Raw genomic sequence first — 20,641 nt, forward strand, 5'->3', positions numbered from 1 at the left:
GCGCCATCACGCCGCCGATCAGGAAGAACGCGAACGACGTGACGAGATACAGCGTTCCGATGGTCTTGTGGTCCGTGGTGGTCAGCCACTTGATGCTCTTGACATGGATGTTCTTCACGACCCGCCTGTGTCCGCTCCCGCCCCACCGGTCACACTCGGGGAACGCGATCTGAATCACGGAATCGGGGTGTGACGTTCCGGCCGGTGCCGGACACGTACGGGACATGAGCAACGACGAGTTCTTCGCCGCTGCCTATCGCGAGCACTACTGGGCGGTCAGCCGCTATGTCGCGCGGCGACTGGACGGGCGTACCAGCGAGGTGGAGGAAGTGGTGGCGGAGGTGTTCACGGTCGCCTGGCGCCGCCGGGCCGACCTGCCCGGGTCCCCGCTGCCCTGGCTGTACGGGGTGGCACGGAACTGCCTGGCGAACGCGGTACGCGGGTACGGACGAAGGCGACGGCTGGTCGACCGGCTGGGCAACGACGAGACCGCGCACGGCCGTCAGGTCGTGGCCAGCCCCGACACCGAGGCCCCGGGCGCCTGGGTGCACGAGGCACTGTCCCGGCTCTCCGAGGCCGACCGGGAGGTGCTGCGCCTGACGGCGTGGGAGGAACTGGGCATCGACGAGGTCGCCGTCGTCCTCGGTTGCGGGAACCGGGCCGCCGCGATGCGGCTGCACCGGGCCCGGCGCCGGCTCAGAGCCGAGATCGACCGCATCCGCCCCGACGCAACTCGCCCCGACGCACTCCGTCCCGACGCCACCCTGACCAAGGAACACGGCCATGGCTGACGACCTCGACCTCGACCTGCTGCGCCGCGCCAACCCCATGCCGGTCGACGGCCCTCACTACGGCGACGGCCCCCTCGACCACAACGCCGAGCGCCGCCTCAACCGACTGCTGCACGAACGCCCCGCCGCGCGCCGCCGCACCCGACTCCTGTGGAGCCTCGCGGCAGCCGCCGTCGTCGCCACGACCGCGCTGACCTTGCTGCTCAGCGGCCCGAGCACCGCGCCCGCGGTCGCCGCCCCCCGCCCGCTGGTCGTCCAGGCCGACTCCACCCCCGTGTCCCTGCGTCAACTGGCCGAGCTGGCCCGGGCAATCGCGACCGACGACTCGCCCCGGCTGCGCAAGGGCACGCACGCCCAGTCCTGGAGCCTGGGCATGAGCGACGACAAGCCTCCGATCACCCTCCCGCAGGAGCGCGTCGTGCGCTGGAAGGCGGACGGCAGCCACACGGAACTCGTGGTCGCGACCGACCCGCGCCATCCCGGCCGACCCGTCCTCAGCGACGCGAACGGCGAACCGCACCTCGTCGAGGACGGCCACGTCATCAACCGCCAGACCTATCCGCCCAGTTGGAGCGACGCCCCGCCCGAGTCGCCACCTCCGCACGACCCCGAGAAGCTGCGCGCCTACCTGACGGAGGCCACGTACACGCACGGCACCATGACCACCCCTCAACTCCTCGACGCGGTCGGGGTGTTGCTCGACAACTGGACGCTCGGCGCGGCCGAGTCCGCGGCGCTCTCCGAGTTGCTGGCCGACGCCGAGGGACTGCGCCCCGCCGGCCAGGTGACCGATCGCCTGGGCCGGCACGGACAGGCCTACGTGTACGACGGGTCCGGCTACCGCCGCATGCTGATCATGGACCCGTCCACCGGAGCCGTCCTCGGCCTGGAGACCGTCTACACCGAAGCCATGCCCGAGTACGGCGTGAAGGCGGGCGCGGTCTCGGACTACAGCGCGTGGATGCGCTGATCACACGCCCAGTTGCCGGGCGGCGGCGTCGACGGTCTGCTCCAGGAGTGTGGCGATCGTCATCGGACCGACCCCGCCCGGCACCGGAGTGATGAGACCGGCACGCTCCACGGCCGAGTCGAAGTCGACGTCACCCACGTTGCCCGGGTTGTAGCCGGCGTCGATGACGACGGCGCCGGGCTTGATGTCCGCCCCGCGGATCAGCCTCGGTCGACCCACGGCGGCGACCACGATGTCCGCCTCACGAACCACGTCCGAGAGGTCCTTCGTCCGGGAGTGGCAGTACGTCACCGTCGCGTCGCGGGCGAGCAGCAGCATGCCCACCGGCTTGCCGAGGATCGCGCTGCGGCCGACGACCACGGCCCGCTTGCCGGACGGGTCGACCTCGTACTCGTCGAGCAGCCGCAGGATGCCGCCGGGTGTGCAGGACACGAAGCCCGGCAGGCCGAAGCTCATCGTCGCGAACGAGGCGAAGGTGACGCCGTCGACGTCCTTCTCAGGCGCGATCGCCTCGAACGCGGCCCGCTCGTCGATGTGTTCGCCCATCGGGTGCTGCAACAGGATGCCGTGCACCCCGGGGTCGTCCGAGAGGCCGCGCAGGGTGGCGACGAGTTCCTCGGTGGTCGTCGCGGCGGGCAGGGCCACGTGGCGGGACTCGATGCCCGCCTTGCGGCTGCGGTTCTGCTTCATCCGTACGTAGGTGACGGAGGCGGGGTCCTCGCCGACCAGGACCGTCGCGAGACAGGGTGCGGTGCCGGTGCGCTCGGTGACGACGGCGGCCTTCTTGGCGGTGTCCTCGACGATGCGCCGGGCGAGGGAGGTGCCCTCCATGAGACGGGCCTGAGACATGATCCACTCCTGGGCTGGATGACAAGATCGCCCAGGCGCACGGCAGTTGCTCCGCGAGGCCGCTCCCCGGTGGTGCTCCACCTCAGCGCCAGTCACGGCCCGCCACGAGCCTAACGTCTGCGGACGGCGCGCGGTGTCGCGGGGAGGTGGCGAGGCCGGGCCGCTCTCAGTACCGACCGCAGAACCACGACGGAGACGTGCCGGCCCGCCGTGGCGGCCGGGCGTCGACGCCGCGTCCTGCCCAGCGCGGTCCGTGCGGAGAAGGTCCAGGTCAGCCGGGAGCTGATCTGGACCCGTGCGGTTCTCCCGCCTACTCGTCCCATGCCTCGATCATGATCTGTTCGGAGATCCTGCCGTCGCGCAAGGTGATCATCGACTCGGACAGGACGCGCATCCCGTCCGGGTACCGGCAGGACTCGCTGTAGGCCGCGCTGTCGCCCTGGACCACGCACCTCTCCAGCTTGTGCGTCATGTCGCGGCTGTAGACGTCGCCGAGCATCCGGCCGATCGCGTCGCGGCCGTGCAGGACCGTGGGGTTGCTGGGCTGACTGTTGCGGTTCACGACGCGCAGTTCCGCGTCCTCCGCGTAGAGAGACAGAAGAGTCTCCGGAGTGTGTCCTTCGATGCCCCGGCGCAGTGTGTCGGTGTCGAACGCCGGGCGTGCCGCCGTGCCCATGGTGACCTCCCTGAAGGGCCGCGGCCCGGGAGGGGTACGGGCCGCGGAGGACCTCACCTCCGAGCCTCCTCCGCCCCGGCACGCTCGGCAAGCGCAACCGCGCGCTGGGCCTGACGGGTGAGGGACGCGCGCCGACCGTGACCGTCGGGCGGCGACCGGCGTTGCTGAAAGCATGATCTCAACACGACGTATCGTCGCCGCCGTTGGTCTCGCCGCCGGTATCACCGGTCTCGCCGCGCCGATGGCGGGCGCGGCCGAGGCGGCCGCTCCGGACGCCGGGAAAATCAACCCGATCGCCACGCTCGACTCGCTCACCGTGAGCGACATCCCGGAGCAGCACAAGTCGGCGATCCCGCGGCCGTCCGGCCAGCTGCAGCAGCTGAACAAGCTCAACGACCTCAACCAGCTGCACCAGGTCACCGACCTCGCCGCCCCCGTGACCGGGCTGCTCGAGGGCATGGAGTAGTCGGACGCACGTCGTACGTCCCCGTCAGGGCCGCCCGGAACACCGGGCGGCCCTTGACATTGCCCGAGTCGAATCGCAGTCTTTCGACCAGAATGTGAATGCAATTTCACCTGGCGAACGCAAAGGTGCGTACGATGCCCATCACCCGTGACCTGTTCATCGGCGGCAAGGACGTGCCCGCCGCCTCCGGCCGGACCGCCGAGGATGTGAATCCGTACACCGGCGAGGTGTACGCGACCGTGGCCGCCGCGAGCCCGGAGGACGTACGGCGGGCCGTGGACGCGGCCCACGCCGCCTTCGAGGAGTGGGCGGCGCTGGCGCCCTTCGCCCGGCGGGCGATCTTCCTGAAGGCCGCCGACCTGCTGGACGCCCGCGGTGAGCAGGTCGCCGAGCTGATGGCCCACGAGGCGGGCGGCACCCGGCCCTGGGCGTACTTCAACGTGGCGCTGGCCGCGAACATCCTGCGCGAGGCCGCCGCCGCGATCACCGCACCGCGCGGCGAGGTGCTCAGCGCCCAGGAGCAGGGCGCGCTCGGGCTCGCCGTGCGCGAACCGCTCGGCGTGGTGGCCGCGTTCGCGCCGTGGAACGCGCCGGTGATCCTCGGCGTACGGGCCGTCGCGGCGCCCCTCGCGGCCGGCAACACGGTCGTCGTCAAGCCCAGCGAGGACGCGCCGCTCGCCTGCGGATTCCTCGTCGCCGACGTGCTGCGCGAGGCGGGGCTGCCCGACGGCGTGCTCAACGTGGTCACCAACGCCCCCGAGGACGCCGCCGAGATCGCCGAGGCGCTCATCGCCGACGAGCGCGTGCGGGCGGTCAACTTCACCGGCTCCACCAACGTCGGCCGCATCATCGGCGAGCACGCGGCCCGTCATCTCAAGCCCGCCGTACTGGAGTTGGGCGGCAAGAACGCCGTGCTCGTCCTCGCCGACGCGGACGTGGACTACGCGGTCGACGCCGTCACCTTCAGCGTGTTCATGAACGCGGGCCAGATCTGCATGTCCGGCGACCGGATCCTCGTGCACGAGTCGCTGGCCGAGGAGTTCACCGCCAAGTTCGCCGCGAAGGTGGCCTCGCTGCAGGCCGGTGACCCGTCGGACCCGCACACCGTGGTGGGCCCGTTGGTGAGTACGTCGGCGGCGCGGCGGGTGGCCGGGCTCGTCGGGGACGCCGTGGCCAAGGGCGCGAAGGTCGTCGTCGGCGGGGGCGAGCCCGCGGAGGCCGTGCACCCGGCGACCGTACTGAGCGAGGTGCCCAAGGACGCCGATCTGTACTACGCGGAGGCGTTCGGGCCGGTCTGCGTGCTCGACACCTTCGCCGACGACGCCACCGCGGTGGCCGCCGCCAACGACACCGACAACGGACTGACCTGCGGAATCATCACCGAGAACGCCACCCACGGACTGGCCGTCGCACGCCGGATCCGTACCGGCATCGTGCACATCAACGACCAGTCGGTGGCCGACGAACCGCAGGCCCCCTTCGGCGGCGCGAAGGCCTCCGGGTACGGGCGGTTCGGCGGGCGTTGGGGCATCGAGGCGTTCTCCAACACCCGCTGGGTGACCATCGCCACCCAGCAGGCGCACTACCCCTTCTAGGGCTCAACGCCCAGGAATCAGCCCGCCGTCGCCAGGAACTGCGTGGCCGCCAGCTCCGCGTACAGCGGGTCGGCGGCCACCAGTTCGCGGTGGGTGCCCACGGCCCGTACCCGGCCCGCGTCCATCACCACGATCCGGTCGGCCGTCGTCACCGTCGACAGCCGGTGCGCGACGACCAGCACCGTGGTCGTACGGGCTACATCGGTGACCGTGTCGCGCAACGCGGCCTCGTTCACCGCGTCCAGCTGCGAGGTGGCCTCGTCGAGCAGCAGGAGCCGGGGGCGGCGCAGCAGGGCGCGGGCGATGGCCACGCGCTGCCGTTCGCCGCCCGAGAGCTTGGTGCCCCGGTGGCCGACCAGGGTGTCAACTCCCATGGGCAGCTTGGCGATCAGGCCGTCCAGGCGAGTCGTCTTCAGCACCTTGGTGAGCGCGTCGCCGTCCGCCTCCGGATTGCCCAGCAGCAGGTTGTCCCGCAGCGAGCCGGACAGCACCGGCGCGTCCTGCTCGACGTACCCGATCGCGGAGCGCAGTCTGGGCAACTCCCAGTCGTCGAGGGGGAGTCCGTCGAGGGTGATCGTGCCCGACTCGGGGTCGTAGAACCGCTCGATGAGGGAGAACACCGTCGTCTTGCCCGCGCCGGACGGGCCGACGAACGCCGTCATGCCCTGGGCGGGGACGGCGAACGTCACTCCGTGGTGGACGTAGGGCAGGTCGTCGGCGTACCGGAAGCGGACGTCGGTGAAGGCGAGCGCGGCCGGTTCGGCGTCGGTGGTGGGCAACGGGGCGGGCTCGGCCGCCGGTTCGGCGGGCAGGCTCAGTGCCTCCTGGATGCGGGCGAGGGCCGCGGCACCAGTCTGGTACTGGGTGACCGCGCCGACCACCTGCTGGATCGGCTGCATCAGATAGAAGACGTAGAGCAGGAACGCGACCAGGGTGCCGACGTCGATGGCCCCCGTCGCGACCCGCGCCCCGCCCACCGCGAGCACCGTGATGAAGGCGATCTGCATCGCCAGTCCCGCCGTATTGCCCGCCGCCGCCGTCCACTTGGCGGCCCGCACGCTCTGCCGCCACGACTCCTCGGCGGCCTCGTGCAGGGTGCGCTCCTCGCGGTCCTCGGCGCCGGACGCCTTGATCGTGCGCAGCGCGCCCAGGATCCGCTCCAACGAGGCACCCATCACGCCGACCGCGTCCTGCGCCTGTCGGCTCGCCCGGTTGATGCGCGGGACGATCACGCCAAGGACCGTCCCCGCGCAGACGACCACGGCCAGGGTGACCCCGAGCAGCACCGGATCGACCAGGCCCATCATCACGATGGTCGCCACCAGCGTCAGCCCGCCCGTGCCCAGGCCCACCAGCGAGTCGGTGGTGACCTCGCGCAGCAGGGTGGTGTCGGAGGTTATGCGGGCCATCAGGTCGCCCGGCTCGCTGCGGTCGACGGCCGTGATCCGCAGCCGCAGCAGATACGACGACAGGGCGCGCCGCGCGCCGAGCACCACCGACTCGGCGGTGCGCCGCAGTACGTACGAACCCAGTGCGCCCAGCGCGGCGTTGGCCACCACGAGCGCCGACATGGCAAGCAGGGCACCGGTGATGGTGCGGTCGTGCGAGAGGTCGTCGATCAACCCCTTGGCCACCAGCGGGAGCAGCAGTCCGGTGGCGCCGGTGAGCAGCGAGAGCAGGGCGCCCGCGAGCAGCGTCCACCGGTGCGGCCGGACATAGGCGAGGAGCAGCCGCCAGGCGGGCGGGTCGGGCCGTGTCTCTGCGATGCTCACTGCGCTCCTTCGACAGGCGGGTGAGCATTCAGGCTACGTCGGCGGACACCTCGGCCGTTGCCCCGCCCGGTGGTTGGCCGTCACGGCCACATGCCGTACCCCCTGGTCAGGATGCGGTTCGTGTCGTGCAGGGCCTTGGCGCGGACCAAGTCCTCCCAGACCGGGCCGTAGTGGGCCCGCCAGCCCTCCGGCGTCATCGGCAGCGCGCCGACCGGGTACAGGACTCCGCCGACGGCCCTGGCCCGCTCGTAGACGGCTCGGTTCGCGGTGAGCAACTCGCCCACCACGTCAGGGCGTTCGGGCGGTGCCGTGCGCATCAGCGAGAGCAGGCAGAGGAGTTCGCCAGGCGGCCGGCGCAGCAGCGGAGTGTGCAGGGCGCTGCCGGTGAGGGGGCGGAGTTGGACGGTTCCGCCGCCGCGCAGCCCGTCCTGCGCGCTCTCCGCGAGCACGGACGGGACGAAGGAGACCGCGGCCTCCTCAGGGAGCAGCAACGTGAGCCACGGGTGCGGGTGCTGCCACTCGCCGGTGGCGCGCAGCAGCCGTTCGTCGCGGTCGAGGCGGTACAGGTACTCCGCGTAAGGGAGGTCCTCCATCTCCGCCGTGTCCTGCTCGTGGTCCAGGTCGCCGACGAACAGCCCGTCGTCGAGGGGGAGTTGGCCGTCGTGCGGGGCCACCGCCTCGATCATGTACCGCCAGCCGCCGTCGGGCGCGGGCCGGGCCTCGCCCACGACCTGGCTGAAGCGGGCGTCCCGGGCCAGCCGTCGCTGGTCGGCGAAGAACGTGCCGGGGGTGGGGTGGTGGAGACGGTAGCGGCGCACCTGGGGCGGCGCGGGCACCAGCCGGAGCGTGGCCCGGACGATCAGCGCGCACTGGCCGAGCCCCGCGAGCACGGCGTGGAACAGCTCCGGTTCGACCTCGGGCGAGCACACCACGCACTCGCCGGTACCGGTGACGACCTCCAGCTCCCGCACCCAGTCGGCGACCAGGCCGAAGCGGTGGCTGGAGCCGCCGAGACCGCCGGTGCTCAGCACCCCGCCGACGCTGCTGCCCAGGTGGTCAGGGAGCACCGGCGGCGCGAGACCCTCGGCGAGCGTGGCACGTACGACATCCCGCCACAGGGCGCCCGCGCCGGCGGCCAGCGTCCGCTCGGCGGGCATGCAACGCACCTCGTCGAGCGCCGTCATGTCGACCACGTAGCCGTCGTCGGCCTGGCTCTCGCCGTACAGGGACTGGCCGGCGCCGCGCGCGGACACCGCGAGGCCGCGCGGTCCGGCGAAGGCGACGAGTTCGCGGACGGCGCCGGCGGACCGGGCCGCGAGGACGCCACGGGGACGGGAGCCCACGATATGGCCGAAGTCGGCGGAGACGCGGCGCAGGGCCTCGTCCTCGGCGGGCGTCGCGGGAATGATTCCGGGCGTGCTGTTCATGCCGCGCTCCTGCGGGACTGGCTGTTCGGCCCCCGAGGGGAGAGCCGTGCTGGAATTGCGCTCGTCAACCTACGCAGACCCGGTGCGAGCAGGGACGATTCATAGCGAATTCTTGCCGGGGTCATGAAAAGCCGGGCCAAGGAGGCCGTTCCTTACCGTGCCGCTCCTGATCAGTTGCACGTAGGGTCGAAAGCACGGTTGTCGGTCGACGAAAGGGGTCCTCACCATGGCGCAGGAAGTACGTGGCGTGATCGCACCGGGCAAGGACGAGCCGGTACGGGTGGAGACGATCGTCGTGCCCGATCCGGGTCCGGGTGAAGCGGTCGTACAGATCCAGGCCTGCGGGGTCTGTCACACCGACCTGCACTACAAGCAGGGCGGTATCAACGACGACTTCCCGTTCCTGCTCGGCCACGAGGCCTCCGGCATCGTGGAGTCCGTCGGCGAGGGCGTCACCGATGTCGCGCCCGGCGACTTCGTGATCCTCAACTGGCGTGCCGTGTGCGGGAACTGCCGGGCCTGTCTGCGCGGCCGCCCCTGGTACTGCTTCAACACGCACAACGCCAAGCAGAAGATGACGCTCACCGACGGCACCGAACTCTCCCCGGCCCTGGGCATCGGCGCCTTCGCCGACAAGACGCTCGTCGCGGCGGGGCAGTGCACCAAGGTCGACCCGTCCGTCGCCCCGCAGGTGGCCGGACTGCTCGGCTGCGGAGTGATGGCCGGCATCGGCGCCGCGATCAACACCGGGAACGTCGGCCGTGGGGACACGGTCGCGGTCATCGGCTGCGGTGGCGTGGGCGACGCGGCGATCGCCGGGTCGAACCTGGCCGGGGCCGCGCGGATCATCGCCGTGGACATCGACGACCGCAAACTGGAGACCGCCCGCACCATGGGCGCCACCCACACGGTCAACTCCAAGGAGACGGACCCGATCGAGGCGATCCGCGAGCTGACCGGCGGCTTCGGCGCCGACGTCGTCATCGAGGCGGTCGGCCGCCCGGAGACGTACAAGCAGGCGTTCTACGCCCGTGACCTCGCCGGGACCGTGGTGCTGGTCGGCGTGCCCACCCCGGAGATGAAGCTCGAACTGCCGCTGCTGGACGTCTTCGGACGCGGCGGCGCGCTGAAGTCCTCCTGGTACGGGGACTGTCTGCCCTCCCGCGACTTCCCCCTGCTCATCGATCTCCATCTCCAAGGCCGCCTGGATCTGGGTGCGTTCGTGACCGAGACGATCGAACTGACCGACGTGGAGAAGGCCTTCGAGCGGATGCACCAGGGCGACGTCCTGCGTTCGGTGGTGGTGCTGTGATGACCGCGCGCATCGAACACCTCGTCACCTCAGGGCAGTTCACCCTCGACGGCGGCACCTGGGACGTCGACAACAACGTGTGGATCGTCGGCGACGACCACGAGGCGATCGTCATCGACGCCGCGCACGACGCCGACGCCATCCTCGAAGCCGTCGGCGACCGGCGGCTCGTGGCCATCGTGTGCACCCACGCCCACAACGACCACATCGACGCGGCGCCCGCCCTGGCCGACCGCACCGGCGCCCCCATCTGGCTGCACCCCGACGATCTGCCGCTGTGGAAGCAGACCCACCCCGACCGGGACCCCGACGCGCACCTTGTGGACGGCCAGGTCATCGAGGCCGCCGGCGCCGACCTGCGGGTGCTCCACACCCCGGGACACGCACCGGGCGCGGTCTGCCTCTACGACCCCGCGCTGGCCACCGTCTTCACCGGCGACACCCTCTTCCAGGGCGGCCCCGGCGCGACCGGCCGCTCCTACTCGCACTTTCCGACGATCATCGACTCCATCCGTGACCGCCTGCTCACCCTGCCGCCCGACACCAAGGTCCTCACCGGCCATGGCGACGGCACCACCATCGGCGCCGAGGCCTCGCACCTGGAGGAGTGGATCGCGCGCGGGCACTGACCCGGTGGGCCATTACGATCACCTGACATGACCACCAACACGCTCGTCACCCTGCACGGAGTACGCGTCCTGCGCGTCGCCGCCGAAGGCCCGCCGCTCGACGGTGAACAGTCCGCGCTCGACCTGATCGGCGACGCGATGGGCCAGGAGGCCGAACTCGTGGCGGTGCCCGTCGAGCGGGTCGCGGACGAGTTCTTCCGGCTGCGGTCCGGGGTGGCGGGCGCGGTCACGCAGAAGTTCGTGACCTACCGGCAGCGCCTGGTGATCGTCGGAGACGTGTCCCGGCACGTCTCCGAGAGCACCGCCCTGCGTGACTTCGTGCACGAGACCAACCAGGGCGGCCAGGTGTGGTTCCTCGCCGACGAGGACGCGCTCGACGCGAGGTTGCGTCCGGCCGGGTGAACGCCCGCAATGATGTGAACCCGCGCGATCAGGCGAACGCGCGCGCATAGGCGACAGAAGATGTCCGGCTTTCCCGAGATCCTCGACGCAGAGGCACACACGCATCGGGAAACGGGAGGTCGGACATGTCCGCGCAGACGAAGGACAAGGCGCCGCTCAAGGGCAAGATCGCGCTGGTAGCCGGAGCCACGCGAGGCGCAGGGCGCGGGATCGCCGTGGAACTCGGCGCGGCCGGCGCCACCGTCTACGTCACCGGCCGCAGCACCCGCGAGCACCGCTCCGAGTACGACCGCCCGGAGACCATCGAGGACACCGCCGACCTCGTCACCGAAGCCGGCGGCCACGGCATCGCCGTACCCACCGACCATCTCGACTCGGCCCAGGTCCGCACCCTCGTGGACCGCATCGCGGACGAGCAGGGCCGGCTCGACGTCCTGGTCAACGACATCTGGGGCGCCGAGAACCTCTTCGCATGGGACGCCCCCGTCTGGGAGCACGACCTCGACAAGGGGCTCAAACTGCTGCGGCTCGCGGTCGAGACGCACGCGATCACCAGCCACCACGCCCTGCCCCTGCTCCTGCGCAACCCCGGGGGACTGGTCGTCGAGGTCACCGACGGCACCGCGGACTACAACCGTGACACCTACCGCGTCTCCTTCTTCTACGACCTCGCCAAGACGTCCGTGCTGCGGATGGCCTTCGCCCTCGGCCACGAACTCGGCCCGCGCGGCGCCACCGCCGTCGCCCTCACACCGGGCTGGCTGCGCTCGGAGATCATGCTCGGCCACTACGGCGTCGCCGAGGAGAACTGGCGCGACGCCCTCGAAACCACCCCGCACTTCGCGATCTCCGAGACCCCGCGCTACGTCGGCCGCGCCGTCACCGCCCTGGCCACCGACCCCGAGGTGGCCCGGCGCAACGGCCGGTCCTTCTCCAGCGGCGGCCTCGCCCAGGAGTACGGCTTCACCGACCTGGACGGCAGCCGCCCGGACGCCTGGCGCTACCTCGTCGAGGTGCAGGACACGGGCAAACCGGCGGACGTGACCGGCTACCGCTGAGCTCAGGAGGCCGGCACCTGCGGCAGCGGCCAGCGCGCCGAGTGACCCGGCCCCAGGTCCAACTCCTCGCGTACGGCGGCGTAGTAGCCCTGCCGTCCGGCCCGCTGCCGCTCCAGCAGTGCCTGCCACGCCTCGGGATCCCGCGTGCCCTCGCGCAGGAACCGCTCCATCGCCAGCACCGTGGCGACCCACGCCCGGGCCTTCTCCACCACCTCCGGGCTGCCCAGCAGGAGCAGCGTCTCCCCGGCCGGATCCCGGGCGAGCCCGGCCTCGGCGATCAGCGGGGCCGCCTCCTCGGGAGACAAGGGATGCGGATGCGGATCGTTGCCGAGGTGCGAGGCCACTCGATAGGTGAGCGTGACCGTCTTCTTCAGCACGCGCGCGTAGTCGCTGTACACGGCCAGCCGCCGCTCCTCCCAACGGGCCTCCCGCTCCCGGCGGTACCGCGCCTGATCACCCCGGACGACGGCCAGATACGAACCGAGCGCGCCGATCACCACACCTATGAGCGCGGGCAGTTGCTGCATGAACGCTGACATGCGCGCACGGTATCTGCCGAGTTGATCGTTCCGGGAGTAGGTTCGGCCCATGGCTGACACGAAGCGCTTCGAGGGGTACGGAGTCCTGGTCACCGGCGCGGCCCGAGGCATCGGCGCCGCCATCTCCCGGCGGCTGGCGGGGGAGGGGGCGCGGGTCCTGATGACCGACGTCGACGGGCCCGAGGTGGCGAAGACCGCGGACGTGCTGCGCGAACAGGGGTTCGGCGTCGAGGCGTTGGCGTGCGACGTGGCCGACCGCGCGTCGGTGGAGGCGGCCGTCGCGCACGCCGTCGAGGCCGTCGGTGCGCTGGACGTCCTGGTCAACTGCGCGGCCCACTGCACGCCCGACCCGCCGTTTCTGGAGGACGGAACGGACGACGCGTGGGACCTCGACCTCGACATCACCCTGACCGGCACCTACCGCTGCTGCCGCGCCGCTCTCCCGCACCTGGCCGCCTCCGGGCGCGGCGCCATCGTCTCCATCGGCTCGGTGAACGGCCTCGTGGACTTCGGCAACCAGGGCTACAGCGCGGGCAAGGCGGGCCTCGGCTCGCTGACCCGCACCCTCGCCGGGCACGCGGCGCCGCGAGGGGTGCGCGTCAACCTGGTCGTGCCGGGGACGATCCGAACCTCGGCGTGGGAGGGACGGGAGGACGAGCTGGCGGAGATCCGCCCCCTCTACCCGCTGGGCCGGATCGGCGAGCCCGACGACATCGCCGCCGCCGTCGCCTTCCTCGCCTCCCGCGACGCGTCCTGGATCACCGGCACCTCGCTCGTGGTCGACGGCGGCATCACAGCAGTGAGCCCGGGGTTCACGGAGAGGCTCCGACCCCGGCCGTGACATGGGGCGACGGACGATTGTCACCGTTTCGTCGCAGCGTGCCCTGCCGTACAACGAACCGGACGGGGCACCGGTCTAGGTGGATGAGATCGCAGGAACGTACTCGGTCGCAGGACCGTGAGAAGTGGTCGCAGGACCGCAAGAAGGGGAATGGGCCCACCATGGGGGACATACGCAGACGGGGCGCCGTCGCACTGGGGATCACCGGACTCGTCGTACCGCTCGGACTCGCGCTCGGCACCGCGCCCGCGCAGGCGGCCACGAACTGCACCACGCAGGCCGGGCCCTATCAGAAGCAGGTGGAGAAGTTCCTCGGCCGGCCGGTCGACGGCAAGCAGTCCACCGCCGACTGCAAGGCCATCAAGGCCTTCCAGACCAAGCACGGCATCACGCCGAACATCGGCTACGCGGGCTCCGTCACCTGGGGCGTGATGAACCTGATGAACAAGCAGAAGGCGGTCGGGAACAACCCGAACAGGGACGGCAAGTGCCCCACCAACAAGGGCCGCATCGCCTGCGTCAACCTCACGCTCCAGCTCAGCTGGATCCAGGACGGCAGCAGGCTGGTCTACGGCCCGGTCCCGGTCCGTACCGGCCGCAACGGCTACGAGACCCGCACCGGTCTGAAGAAGATCTACTGGCGCGACATCGACCACGTCTCGAACATCTACGACGTGCCCATGCCCTACAGCCAGTTCTTCGACGGCGGCCAGGCCTTCCACTCGGTCAACCTCAGCATGTGGAACCCGCCGGGCTCGCACGGCTGCGTCAACATGACCAAGACCACCGCCAAGAAGTACTGGTCGCTGCTGAAGAAGGGCGACGACGTCTTCGTCTACGGCCGCAAGCCGGGCACCTGATACCGACGGGCGCCCGGCGTACGGGACTTCGTCACGCCTCGGGCGCGTCCCCGAAGTCCGGGATGTCCAGCCTGGCCCCACCCTGCCGCGCCGAGTCGTGCGCGATGATGCCCGGCAGGGTGTAGCGGGCCGCGACCCACGCGTTCACCGAGGGCAGCGTGCCGGTGTTGACCGCGGTCACGAAGTCGTCCGCCAGGAAGTGGTGGCTGCCCTCGTGGCCGTTGTGCAGGTGGTCGAACTCCCGCGGCAGCCGCGCCCGGTCGTGCACCGGCGCCGAGCCGGAGGTGAAGGCGGCCCGAAGATCCGGCGCGATGTGCTGAAGTGACGGATCGTCAGGAGACATGGTGGGCTTGGGCTCCAGCAGCTCGCTGATGTCCTGCACCCCCTTCTTGTCCTGCCAGAAGGCCACCGTCGCGAGCTGCTCCATGCTCGCGTCGGTCCCGAAGAACCGGAAACGGGACTCCCTGATCTGCGAGGGATAGCCCACCCGCCGGAACTCGTTCGTGCGGAACGAGCCGCCGCCGGCCACCTCGAACAGCGCGGTGGCGTTGGAGAAGTCGTTGCCGAACTGGCTGACCTCCTTGTCGAACACCCCGTCCCCGCGCTCGTCCACCACCCCGATCGCGGACACGCTCACCGCGTGCGTCTGCCAGGCGCCGAGCACCCCGCCGACCGAGTGGGTCGGGTACAGCAGCGGGGGATAGCTGGCGGTCTCCTTCCAGTTCTCGCCGCCGCTGTACTGGTACGCCTCGTAGAACCCCAGGTCCATGTCGTGGACGTAGTCGCCCTCGGCGTAGAAGATCCGCCCGAAGGCGCCCTCGGCGATCTGGTTGCGCGCGTGCACGGTCGCCGGGTTGTACTGGCTGGTCTCGCCCATCATGTACGTCAGTCCGGTGGTGCGGACCGTGTCGATGATCGCGGCGATCTCGTCGGTGGTGATCGCCATGGGGACCGCGGAGTACACGTGCTTGCCGGCGTTCAGGCCCTGCAGCACCAGCGGGCCGTGCGTCCAGCGCTGCGTGAAGATCGCGACCGCGTCCACGGCCGCCGACTCCAGCATCGCCTCGTACGACGGGAAGGTGCCGGCCAGCCCCTGGGCGTCGACGAGCTGCTGGGCGCGCTCGGGCAGCAGGTCGGTGACGTAGACGTCGCTGACGCCGGGATGGGCATGGAACAGGGTGGCGAACTGGCCGGAGAACTGCCCGGCGCCGACGATGCCGATCGAGAACGTCATGTGAGGCGTGTCCTTCGCTGGTCGAGAATCCTCGCGACCACTTACTTTTGTTGCGAAAGAATCGTCTCGTCAAGATGTCTGCGGGAATGTGCTGACATCTTTGCTTGCGCATCCCACGGCTCTAGGGTGTGCCTGTTGCTTCTACGGTGAAACTAATTCATGGGGAGAACGACGTCCATGACCACGCATGCCGCCAGCTGGCTCCCGCTGAGCACGGGTGAGCGTTCGGTGGCGATCGAGGTGCTCGTGCACGGGCCGCTGTCGCGCACCGAACTCGCCCGCCGGCTCTGCCTCTCCGCGGGCAGCCTCACCCGGCTGACCAAGCCGCTGATCGAGTCGGGCCTCCTGGTCGAGGTCGCCGAGGCCGGCGCCGGCTCCGGTTCCGGCTCCGCGGAGGTGCGCCAGGGCCGCCCCTCGCAGCCCCTGGACGTGGTCGCCGAATCCCGCTCCTTCATCGGCTTCAAGATCACCGCCGACATGGTCTACGGCGTCGTCACCACCCTCAGAAGCGACATCGTCGCCCGCCACGACCGCCCGCTGGACTCCCGGGAACCGGAACGGGTCGCCGACCTGCTCGCCGAGATGACCAAGGAGCTCACGCGCGCGCACCCTGGTCTCGCCGGCATAGGCATCGGGGTGGGCGGCCTGGTCGAGGACCGTGCCGTGGTGCGCGAGTCGCCGTTCCTGCTGTGGCGGGACGTCCCGCTGGCCGAACTGGTGCGGGAACGCACGGGGTTGCCGGTGGTCGTCGAGAACGACGTCGCCGCGCTGGTCGAGGCCGAGACCTGGTTCGGCGCAGGGCGCGGCCTGGACCGCTTCGTCGTCCTCACCATCGGTGCCGGGATCGGCTACGGCCTGGTCCAGGGCGGCAGACGGGTGTCGAACGCCGAGGAGGACCGCGGCTTCGGCCGCCACTGGATCCTCGCCCCCGACGGCCCGCTCACCCCCGACGGCGAGCGCGGCAGCGCCGTCTCCCTGCTGACCATCGGCAACATCCGCTACCAGATCAACGCGGCCACCGGCCGTGACCACAGCTACGAGGAGATCCTCGCCCTGGCCGCCGCCGGCACCCCAGGACCGGCTCGCGTGATCGACGAGGCGGCCCGTGCGCTGGGCATCCTGGTCGCCCACATCGCCAACTTCGCGATGCCGCAGAAGATCCTCCTGGCGGGCGAGGGCGTCGGTCTCATGGATGTGGCCGGGGACACGGTCGAGGAGACCGTCCGCACCCACCGGCACCCGCTGGCTCCCCGGGTCGCCCTGGAGACAAAGGTCTCGGACTTCCACGACTGGGCCCGCGGCGCCGCCGTGCTGGCCATCCAGGTCCTGGTGCTCGGACCTGCGCAGACGTGAACTTCGGGCTGGATGTGGGCAGATACACGTGATCAGTAACACGGTCCGAATTGCCGGTTTATCTGCCGGTTACTCACAACGCCTTCACCCGTCGGGCCGTATGCTTCACACCATGTCCACCACTGTTGAACCCGCCTCCGATCGCTCGGCAGACGAGGTCAACGAGGAGATCCGGGCCCTGTGGCACCGGTCGGGCGGGACACTGAGCGGCGAGCAGCGCGAGGAGTACCAGCGGCTCGTGCTGGAGTGGGCCGCCGCGGCCCCGCAGCCGGCGCACGCGGCCTGACCCGCACGCCGACCGGAGCCTCGACCGACCTCGGGCCGAGACCTCGTCGACCTTCCGAAGACCCACGCGGGCACCCGATCCGACCGGACGGGTGCCCTTTCCCTTGGCTCATCCCCACATCGCCCGGTACTGGCGCTGATACGCCTTGCGGTCCTGCTCGGCCCGGATGAAGCGGGTGGCCACCAGCGCGACGATGCTGCCCGCGATCACCAGCAGACCGGGACCGACGTTCTGCGGGTCCGTGATCCGGGCCAGCAGCGTCGCGCCGTTCTCGATGCCCGACGAGGGAGCCGAGGAGCCCGGAGTGGTCGAACCCGGGGCGATCGCACTGTGCGTCGCCGAGGCGGCCGGCGTCGGTGCCTGCGAGGCGTTCTGCCCGGCCGCCGCCTGCTTCGACACGATCATCTGGACGTTCAGCGCGGTCATCGCCTTGGTCACCGGCTGGAAGAACGTCGTGCCTCCCGAGGTGCAGTCGCCGCTGCCGCCCGAGGTGATGCCCAGCGCGATGCCCTCGGAGAACATCGGGCCGCCGCTGTCCCCGGGCTCGGCGCACACATTGGTCTCGATCAGGCCGGTCACCGTGCCCTCGGGGTAGTTCACCGTCGCGTTCAGCCCCGTCACCTGCCCGTCGCGCAGACCGCTGGTGCTGCCGCTGCGGAACACCCGCTCGCCGACCGACGGATCGCCCACGCCCGTGATCCGCACGCCGTTGCCGTTGCCGATGGAGACGACGTCGGCGCCCGCGCCCGCCGTGCCGCTCGCGTACTGGATCAGCGAGAAGTCGGCGCCGGGGAAGTTCTGCTGGACCGTCTTGCCCACCTGCTGGGTGCCCTGGTTGTCCGCGAACCACAGCGAGCCGGTCGGACCGCAGTGCCCGGCGGTGAGAATGAAGTCGCTCTGCCCGTTCGTCACGTTGAAGCCCGCCGAGCAGCGCCCGCCGGTCGACAGGATCGGCTGCGCGCCGTTGAGCCGGGTGGTGAAGGTGCCCTGGGTGCGCTCCGTCTTCACGAAGGTGCCGATGTCGCCCGCGACCTGGGTCATCCTGGACCAGTCGGAGGAGGACACCGTGCTGTCGCCCTGCACCACCACCTGGTTGTTGCGGTAGTCCATCACCCAGGCCGTGCCGGGCACCCGGGGTGCCGAACGCAGCGTCGAGGCGGCCGACTTGAGCTCGTTCATGCTGTGGCTGACCACTTTCGCCACGACTCCGGCCCGCTCCACCTCGGCGGCCGTCTTCTCGTCGGTCACGGCGACGACCGGCTTCCCGTCAGCGCCGATCCAGTTGCCCGCCGTACGCGAGGTGCCGAGCCGGGCGGCGAGTCGGGCACCCTCGTTCGTGGCGGTGTCCTTGGAGCTGAACGGGACGGCGGACGTGCCGGAGGGTTCACTCGCCATGGCGGCCTGCGTCACCATCGCTCCTCCCAGGAGGAGTCCGCCGACTGCCGCCAGCCGTGTAACCCGCCGGACGATCCGTCGTCGTGCGTGCCTCATCAATGGCTCCCGAACCCCGAACGCGCGGCCTCAACACCGCGGGGCCCTCCGGTCGTTGAGTGCCCTCCCTCCATAACGGGTGCGGAGGCGGAGGCGTTCAGAGCACGCGTGATCTTCTTACCGTTTCGCGGGCCGTTCCGCTCACGGCTTGCGGCCCACCCCGCAGTACATCGCCACCTCCCGCGGCACCGCCTCCGGCGGCCCCTCCGGCCGCCAGCGCGAGCACGACACCACCCCCGGCTCCAGCAGCTCCAGTCCGTCGAAGAAACGGCTCACGGCCTGCGGGCTGCGCTGGGTGAGCGTCGGGATACCGCGCTCGTTCCAGAACCTGACCGCCTCGTCCATGTCCGGGATCTCCGGGCTGCTGATGGTGTGGGACAGAACGAGGTGGCTGCCGGCCGGGAGAGCGTCCAGATACCGGCGGACGACGGCGTACGGATCCTCCTCGTCGGGCAGGAAGATGACCACCCCCAGCAGCATGAGGGCCACCGGCCGGCTGAAGTCCAGTGTCCTGGCCGCCCGTTCAAGGACCGTGTCGACATCGCGCAGATCCGCGTCCAGGTGGTCCGTGCGGCCCTCCGGGGAACTCGTGAGCAGGGCGCGGGCGTGGGCCATCACGAGCGGGTCGTTGTCGACGTAGACGATCCTGCTCTCCGGGGCGTGCCGCTGGGCGATCTCGTGGGTGTTGTCGGCCGTGGGCAGCCCGGTGCCTATGTCGAGGAACTGGCGGACGCCCGCCTCGGTGACGAGGTGGCTGACGGCGCGGCCCAGGAACTGCCGGTCGGCGCGGGCGTAGTCGTGGATGGCCGGATGCAGTTCACGGATCCGGTCGCCGGCCACCCGGTCGACCTCGTAGTAGTCGCCGCCGCCGAGCCAGTAGTTCCAGATCCGGGCCGCGTGCGGGCGCAGGGTGTCGATGCGTCTGCGCAGGGTCGCGGCGGGATCGTCCGTGGCTGGCATGTTCTCCGTCACGGGGTCAGCTCCTGGAGGGCCTGGTGGGGGGAGCGGATGTGTCAAGTGGCAATCTAGACTGCCGAGTTGATGTCTGCCGAGGGAACCGGGTGGGTTGTTTTCCCGGCACCTTCCGGCGCGGTCCCGCTCCCGGTGTTCCCCGCGCCGTCACCCGCCAGCAGTGCCCAACTGCGCTCGTCACCCCACGGCGACGCCGGGTCGACGTACGGGCGCAGCAACGCGGTCAGTTCTGGGTCCGCCCGTCGGTTCAGTACGTCCGAGGCGATCTTGCGGGCGATCCCGGCGAGATAGTCGGCGACCTGAACGCGCGCGTCCAGACGCGAGTGCACCAGGCGCACCTCGCCGAGCCCGACTCCGGCCCGCCGCGCCGTCTCCTGGATCCAGGCGATCCGTTCCGGCGTCAGCATGTTCTGCCGGTCGTGCGTCATCAGCACGGTGCGCCCGCCCGCGCTCCAGAACGCGGCCGTTCCCACGATCGCCGGCAGCAGCGGATTGAGGACGGGGACCAGGACCGGCCCGGACAGGACCCGCGCCCGATAGGCGTCGGCGCGCGGGCGGGCCGCCGCGAGCCGCTCCAGGATCAGCGCGAGGTCCGTACCGGGATGCGCGCGTCGCAGCGCCTCCACCGTCCGGAAGAAGACGTCGACGGGCTCGCCCGCCTCCCCGTCGTTCCTGATCCGCAGCAGCTGGTTGGCCGCCTGGAGGAACTCCCGCCACGGCTCCTCGCCGAGCACCCGCGGGCCCGCGCGGAACAGGGCGAGTCCCTCCGGACCGCCGCCGAGCAGCAGGTCGGCGACCCGGTCCACGACGAAGAAGGTCTTCTCGGTGAGATGCACCTTCGCGTTCCCGTGGATCGGCCCCGCGGGCGCGAGCAGCCACTCCAGCACCGCCCGGTGTTTCTCCCGCAGCAGGTGATTGGCCTTGTACTCCTTGGCGGGTGAGCGGATGCGGTCCCGGATCTCCTGCACGTACGCGGCGGCGGAATCCATCGGCAGGTGCACACCGGCGTGCGCGAACACGTCCGTGTTCCCGCCGGTCAGATTCTCGCCGTCCGACCCCGACTCGTCGCAGGCGACCTCCACCACCCGCGGCCCGTACGCGTCGTTCCAGGTCACACC

The 20,641-nt window shown here is 70.9% G+C and carries 22 protein-coding genes and 1 riboswitch; of the genes, 12 read left to right on the top strand and 10 right to left on the bottom strand.

Annotated features, from left to right (window positions below; all coding sequences use genetic code 11):
* On the bottom strand, positions 1-226 hold a 226-nt coding region (locus ACWDR3_RS17175), incomplete at its 3' end, for a hypothetical protein (RefSeq protein ID WP_450353309.1).
* Here ACWDR3_RS17175 and ACWDR3_RS17180 point away from each other — a divergent pair.
* Positions 225-791, top strand: a complete 567-nt coding sequence (locus ACWDR3_RS17180) for an RNA polymerase sigma factor (RefSeq protein WP_450353310.1) — start codon at positions 225-227, stop codon at positions 789-791. The genes ACWDR3_RS17175 and ACWDR3_RS17180 overlap by 2 nt on opposite strands.
* The gene (locus tag ACWDR3_RS17185) at positions 784-1,761 is read left to right on the top strand and encodes a CU044_5270 family protein (protein ID WP_450353311.1); all 978 of its coding nucleotides are present in this window, start codon (positions 784-786) and stop codon (positions 1,759-1,761) included. Before ACWDR3_RS17180 ends, ACWDR3_RS17185 begins: the two co-directional genes overlap by 8 nt.
* Here ACWDR3_RS17185 and ACWDR3_RS17190 read toward each other — a convergent pair whose 3' ends face one another.
* Together ACWDR3_RS17190 and ACWDR3_RS17195 are read right to left on the bottom strand one after the other, a co-directional pair.
* Positions 1,762-2,610, bottom strand: a complete 849-nt coding sequence (locus ACWDR3_RS17190; protein WP_450353312.1) for a bifunctional 5,10-methylenetetrahydrofolate dehydrogenase/5,10-methenyltetrahydrofolate cyclohydrolase — start codon at positions 2,608-2,610, stop codon at positions 1,762-1,764.
* A 22-nt stretch (positions 2,611-2,632) separates the two neighbouring features.
* Positions 2,633-2,716, bottom strand: a riboswitch (ZMP/ZTP riboswitch).
* 204 nt (positions 2,717-2,920) lie between these two features.
* Positions 2,921-3,286, bottom strand: a complete 366-nt coding sequence (locus ACWDR3_RS17195; protein ID WP_450353313.1) for a nuclear transport factor 2 family protein — start codon at positions 3,284-3,286, stop codon at positions 2,921-2,923.
* Positions 3,287-3,458: 172 nt separating this feature from the next.
* Between ACWDR3_RS17195 and ACWDR3_RS17200 the strand changes: the two genes are divergently transcribed.
* Together ACWDR3_RS17200 and ACWDR3_RS17205 are read left to right on the top strand one after the other, a co-directional pair.
* Positions 3,459-3,752: a hypothetical protein gene (locus tag ACWDR3_RS17200; protein ID WP_123996178.1), complete on the top strand. Its 294-nt coding sequence runs from the start codon at positions 3,459-3,461 to the stop codon at positions 3,750-3,752.
* A gap of 134 nt (positions 3,753-3,886) precedes the next feature.
* The gene (locus ACWDR3_RS17205) at positions 3,887-5,347 is read left to right on the top strand and encodes an aldehyde dehydrogenase family protein (RefSeq protein ID WP_450353314.1); all 1,461 of its coding nucleotides are present in this window, start codon (positions 3,887-3,889) and stop codon (positions 5,345-5,347) included.
* Positions 5,348-5,364: 17 nt separating this feature from the next.
* Here the strand turns inward: ACWDR3_RS17205 and ACWDR3_RS17210 are convergent, their stop codons facing one another.
* On the bottom strand, positions 5,365-7,119 hold the full coding sequence (locus tag ACWDR3_RS17210) for an ABC transporter ATP-binding protein (RefSeq protein WP_450353315.1): 1,755 nt from the start codon (positions 7,117-7,119) through the stop codon (positions 5,365-5,367).
* 80 nt (positions 7,120-7,199) lie between these two features.
* A complete protein-coding gene (locus ACWDR3_RS17215; protein ID WP_450353316.1) occupies positions 7,200-8,546 on the bottom strand; it encodes an FAD-binding protein in 1,347 nt (448 codons plus the stop codon).
* Between the two features lie 226 nt (positions 8,547-8,772).
* Between ACWDR3_RS17215 and ACWDR3_RS17220 the strand changes: the two genes are divergently transcribed.
* The 4 genes from ACWDR3_RS17220 (at position 8,773) to ACWDR3_RS17235 (ending at position 11,947) form a co-directional block, all read left to right on the top strand.
* Positions 8,773-9,858 carry an S-(hydroxymethyl)mycothiol dehydrogenase gene (locus tag ACWDR3_RS17220; protein ID WP_450353317.1) on the top strand — a complete coding sequence of 362 codons (1,086 nt, stop codon included), beginning with the start codon at positions 8,773-8,775 and terminating at the stop codon, positions 9,856-9,858.
* Positions 9,858-10,487: an MBL fold metallo-hydrolase gene (locus ACWDR3_RS17225; RefSeq protein WP_450353318.1), complete on the top strand. Its 630-nt coding sequence runs from the start codon at positions 9,858-9,860 to the stop codon at positions 10,485-10,487. Before ACWDR3_RS17220 ends, ACWDR3_RS17225 begins: the two co-directional genes overlap by 1 nt.
* A gap of 27 nt (positions 10,488-10,514) precedes the next feature.
* Positions 10,515-10,889: a DUF4180 domain-containing protein gene (locus ACWDR3_RS17230; RefSeq protein ID WP_450353319.1), complete on the top strand. Its 375-nt coding sequence runs from the start codon at positions 10,515-10,517 to the stop codon at positions 10,887-10,889.
* Positions 10,890-11,014: 125 nt separating this feature from the next.
* On the top strand, positions 11,015-11,947 hold the full coding sequence (locus ACWDR3_RS17235; RefSeq protein WP_450353320.1) for an SDR family oxidoreductase: 933 nt from the start codon (positions 11,015-11,017) through the stop codon (positions 11,945-11,947).
* Positions 11,948-11,949: 2 nt separating this feature from the next.
* On the opposite strand, the gene ACWDR3_RS17240 is transcribed toward ACWDR3_RS17235, so the two are convergent.
* Positions 11,950-12,486: a hypothetical protein gene (locus tag ACWDR3_RS17240; protein ID WP_450353321.1), complete on the bottom strand. Its 537-nt coding sequence runs from the start codon at positions 12,484-12,486 to the stop codon at positions 11,950-11,952.
* A 49-nt stretch (positions 12,487-12,535) separates the two neighbouring features.
* On the opposite strand from ACWDR3_RS17240, the gene ACWDR3_RS17245 reads away from it, so the two are divergent.
* Together ACWDR3_RS17245 and ACWDR3_RS17250 are read left to right on the top strand one after the other, a co-directional pair.
* Positions 12,536-13,327, top strand: a complete 792-nt coding sequence (locus ACWDR3_RS17245; protein ID WP_450353322.1) for an SDR family NAD(P)-dependent oxidoreductase — start codon at positions 12,536-12,538, stop codon at positions 13,325-13,327.
* A 161-nt stretch (positions 13,328-13,488) separates the two neighbouring features.
* Complete coding sequence (locus ACWDR3_RS17250) at positions 13,489-14,187, top strand: L,D-transpeptidase family protein (protein ID WP_402343672.1); 699 nt, start codon at positions 13,489-13,491, stop codon at positions 14,185-14,187.
* A 31-nt stretch (positions 14,188-14,218) separates the two neighbouring features.
* Here the strand turns inward: ACWDR3_RS17250 and ACWDR3_RS17255 are convergent, their stop codons facing one another.
* Entirely contained in the window at positions 14,219-15,421 is a 1,203-nt protein-coding gene (locus ACWDR3_RS17255; RefSeq protein ID WP_450353323.1) for a Gfo/Idh/MocA family protein, read from the bottom strand.
* Positions 15,422-15,598: 177 nt separating this feature from the next.
* Between ACWDR3_RS17255 and ACWDR3_RS17260 the strand changes: the two genes are divergently transcribed.
* Entirely contained in the window at positions 15,599-16,774 is a 1,176-nt protein-coding gene (locus ACWDR3_RS17260) for an ROK family protein (RefSeq protein WP_450353324.1), read from the top strand.
* A 100-nt stretch (positions 16,775-16,874) separates the two neighbouring features.
* A complete protein-coding gene (locus ACWDR3_RS17265; protein ID WP_450353325.1) occupies positions 16,875-17,060 on the top strand; it encodes a hypothetical protein in 186 nt (61 codons plus the stop codon).
* 108 nt (positions 17,061-17,168) lie between these two features.
* Here ACWDR3_RS17265 and ACWDR3_RS17270 read toward each other — a convergent pair whose 3' ends face one another.
* The 3 genes from ACWDR3_RS17270 to ACWDR3_RS17280 all read right to left on the bottom strand — a co-directional run bounded on the left by ACWDR3_RS17270 (position 17,169) and on the right by ACWDR3_RS17280 (position 20,638).
* Positions 17,169-18,551, bottom strand: coding sequence for a S1 family peptidase (locus ACWDR3_RS17270; protein ID WP_450353326.1), 1,383 nt, complete (start codon positions 18,549-18,551; stop codon positions 17,169-17,171).
* Positions 18,552-18,692: 141 nt separating this feature from the next.
* Positions 18,693-19,523 (bottom strand): SAM-dependent methyltransferase, encoded by an 831-nt coding sequence (locus ACWDR3_RS17275; RefSeq protein WP_450353327.1) that lies wholly within the window; start codon positions 19,521-19,523, stop codon positions 18,693-18,695.
* Positions 19,524-19,576: 53 nt separating this feature from the next.
* Positions 19,577-20,638 (bottom strand): DUF3800 domain-containing protein, encoded by a 1,062-nt coding sequence (locus tag ACWDR3_RS17280; RefSeq protein ID WP_450353328.1) that lies wholly within the window; start codon positions 20,636-20,638, stop codon positions 19,577-19,579.
* Between the last annotated feature and the right edge of the window lie 3 nt (positions 20,639-20,641).

This window comes from Streptomyces sp. NPDC001002 (genome assembly GCF_053599215.1).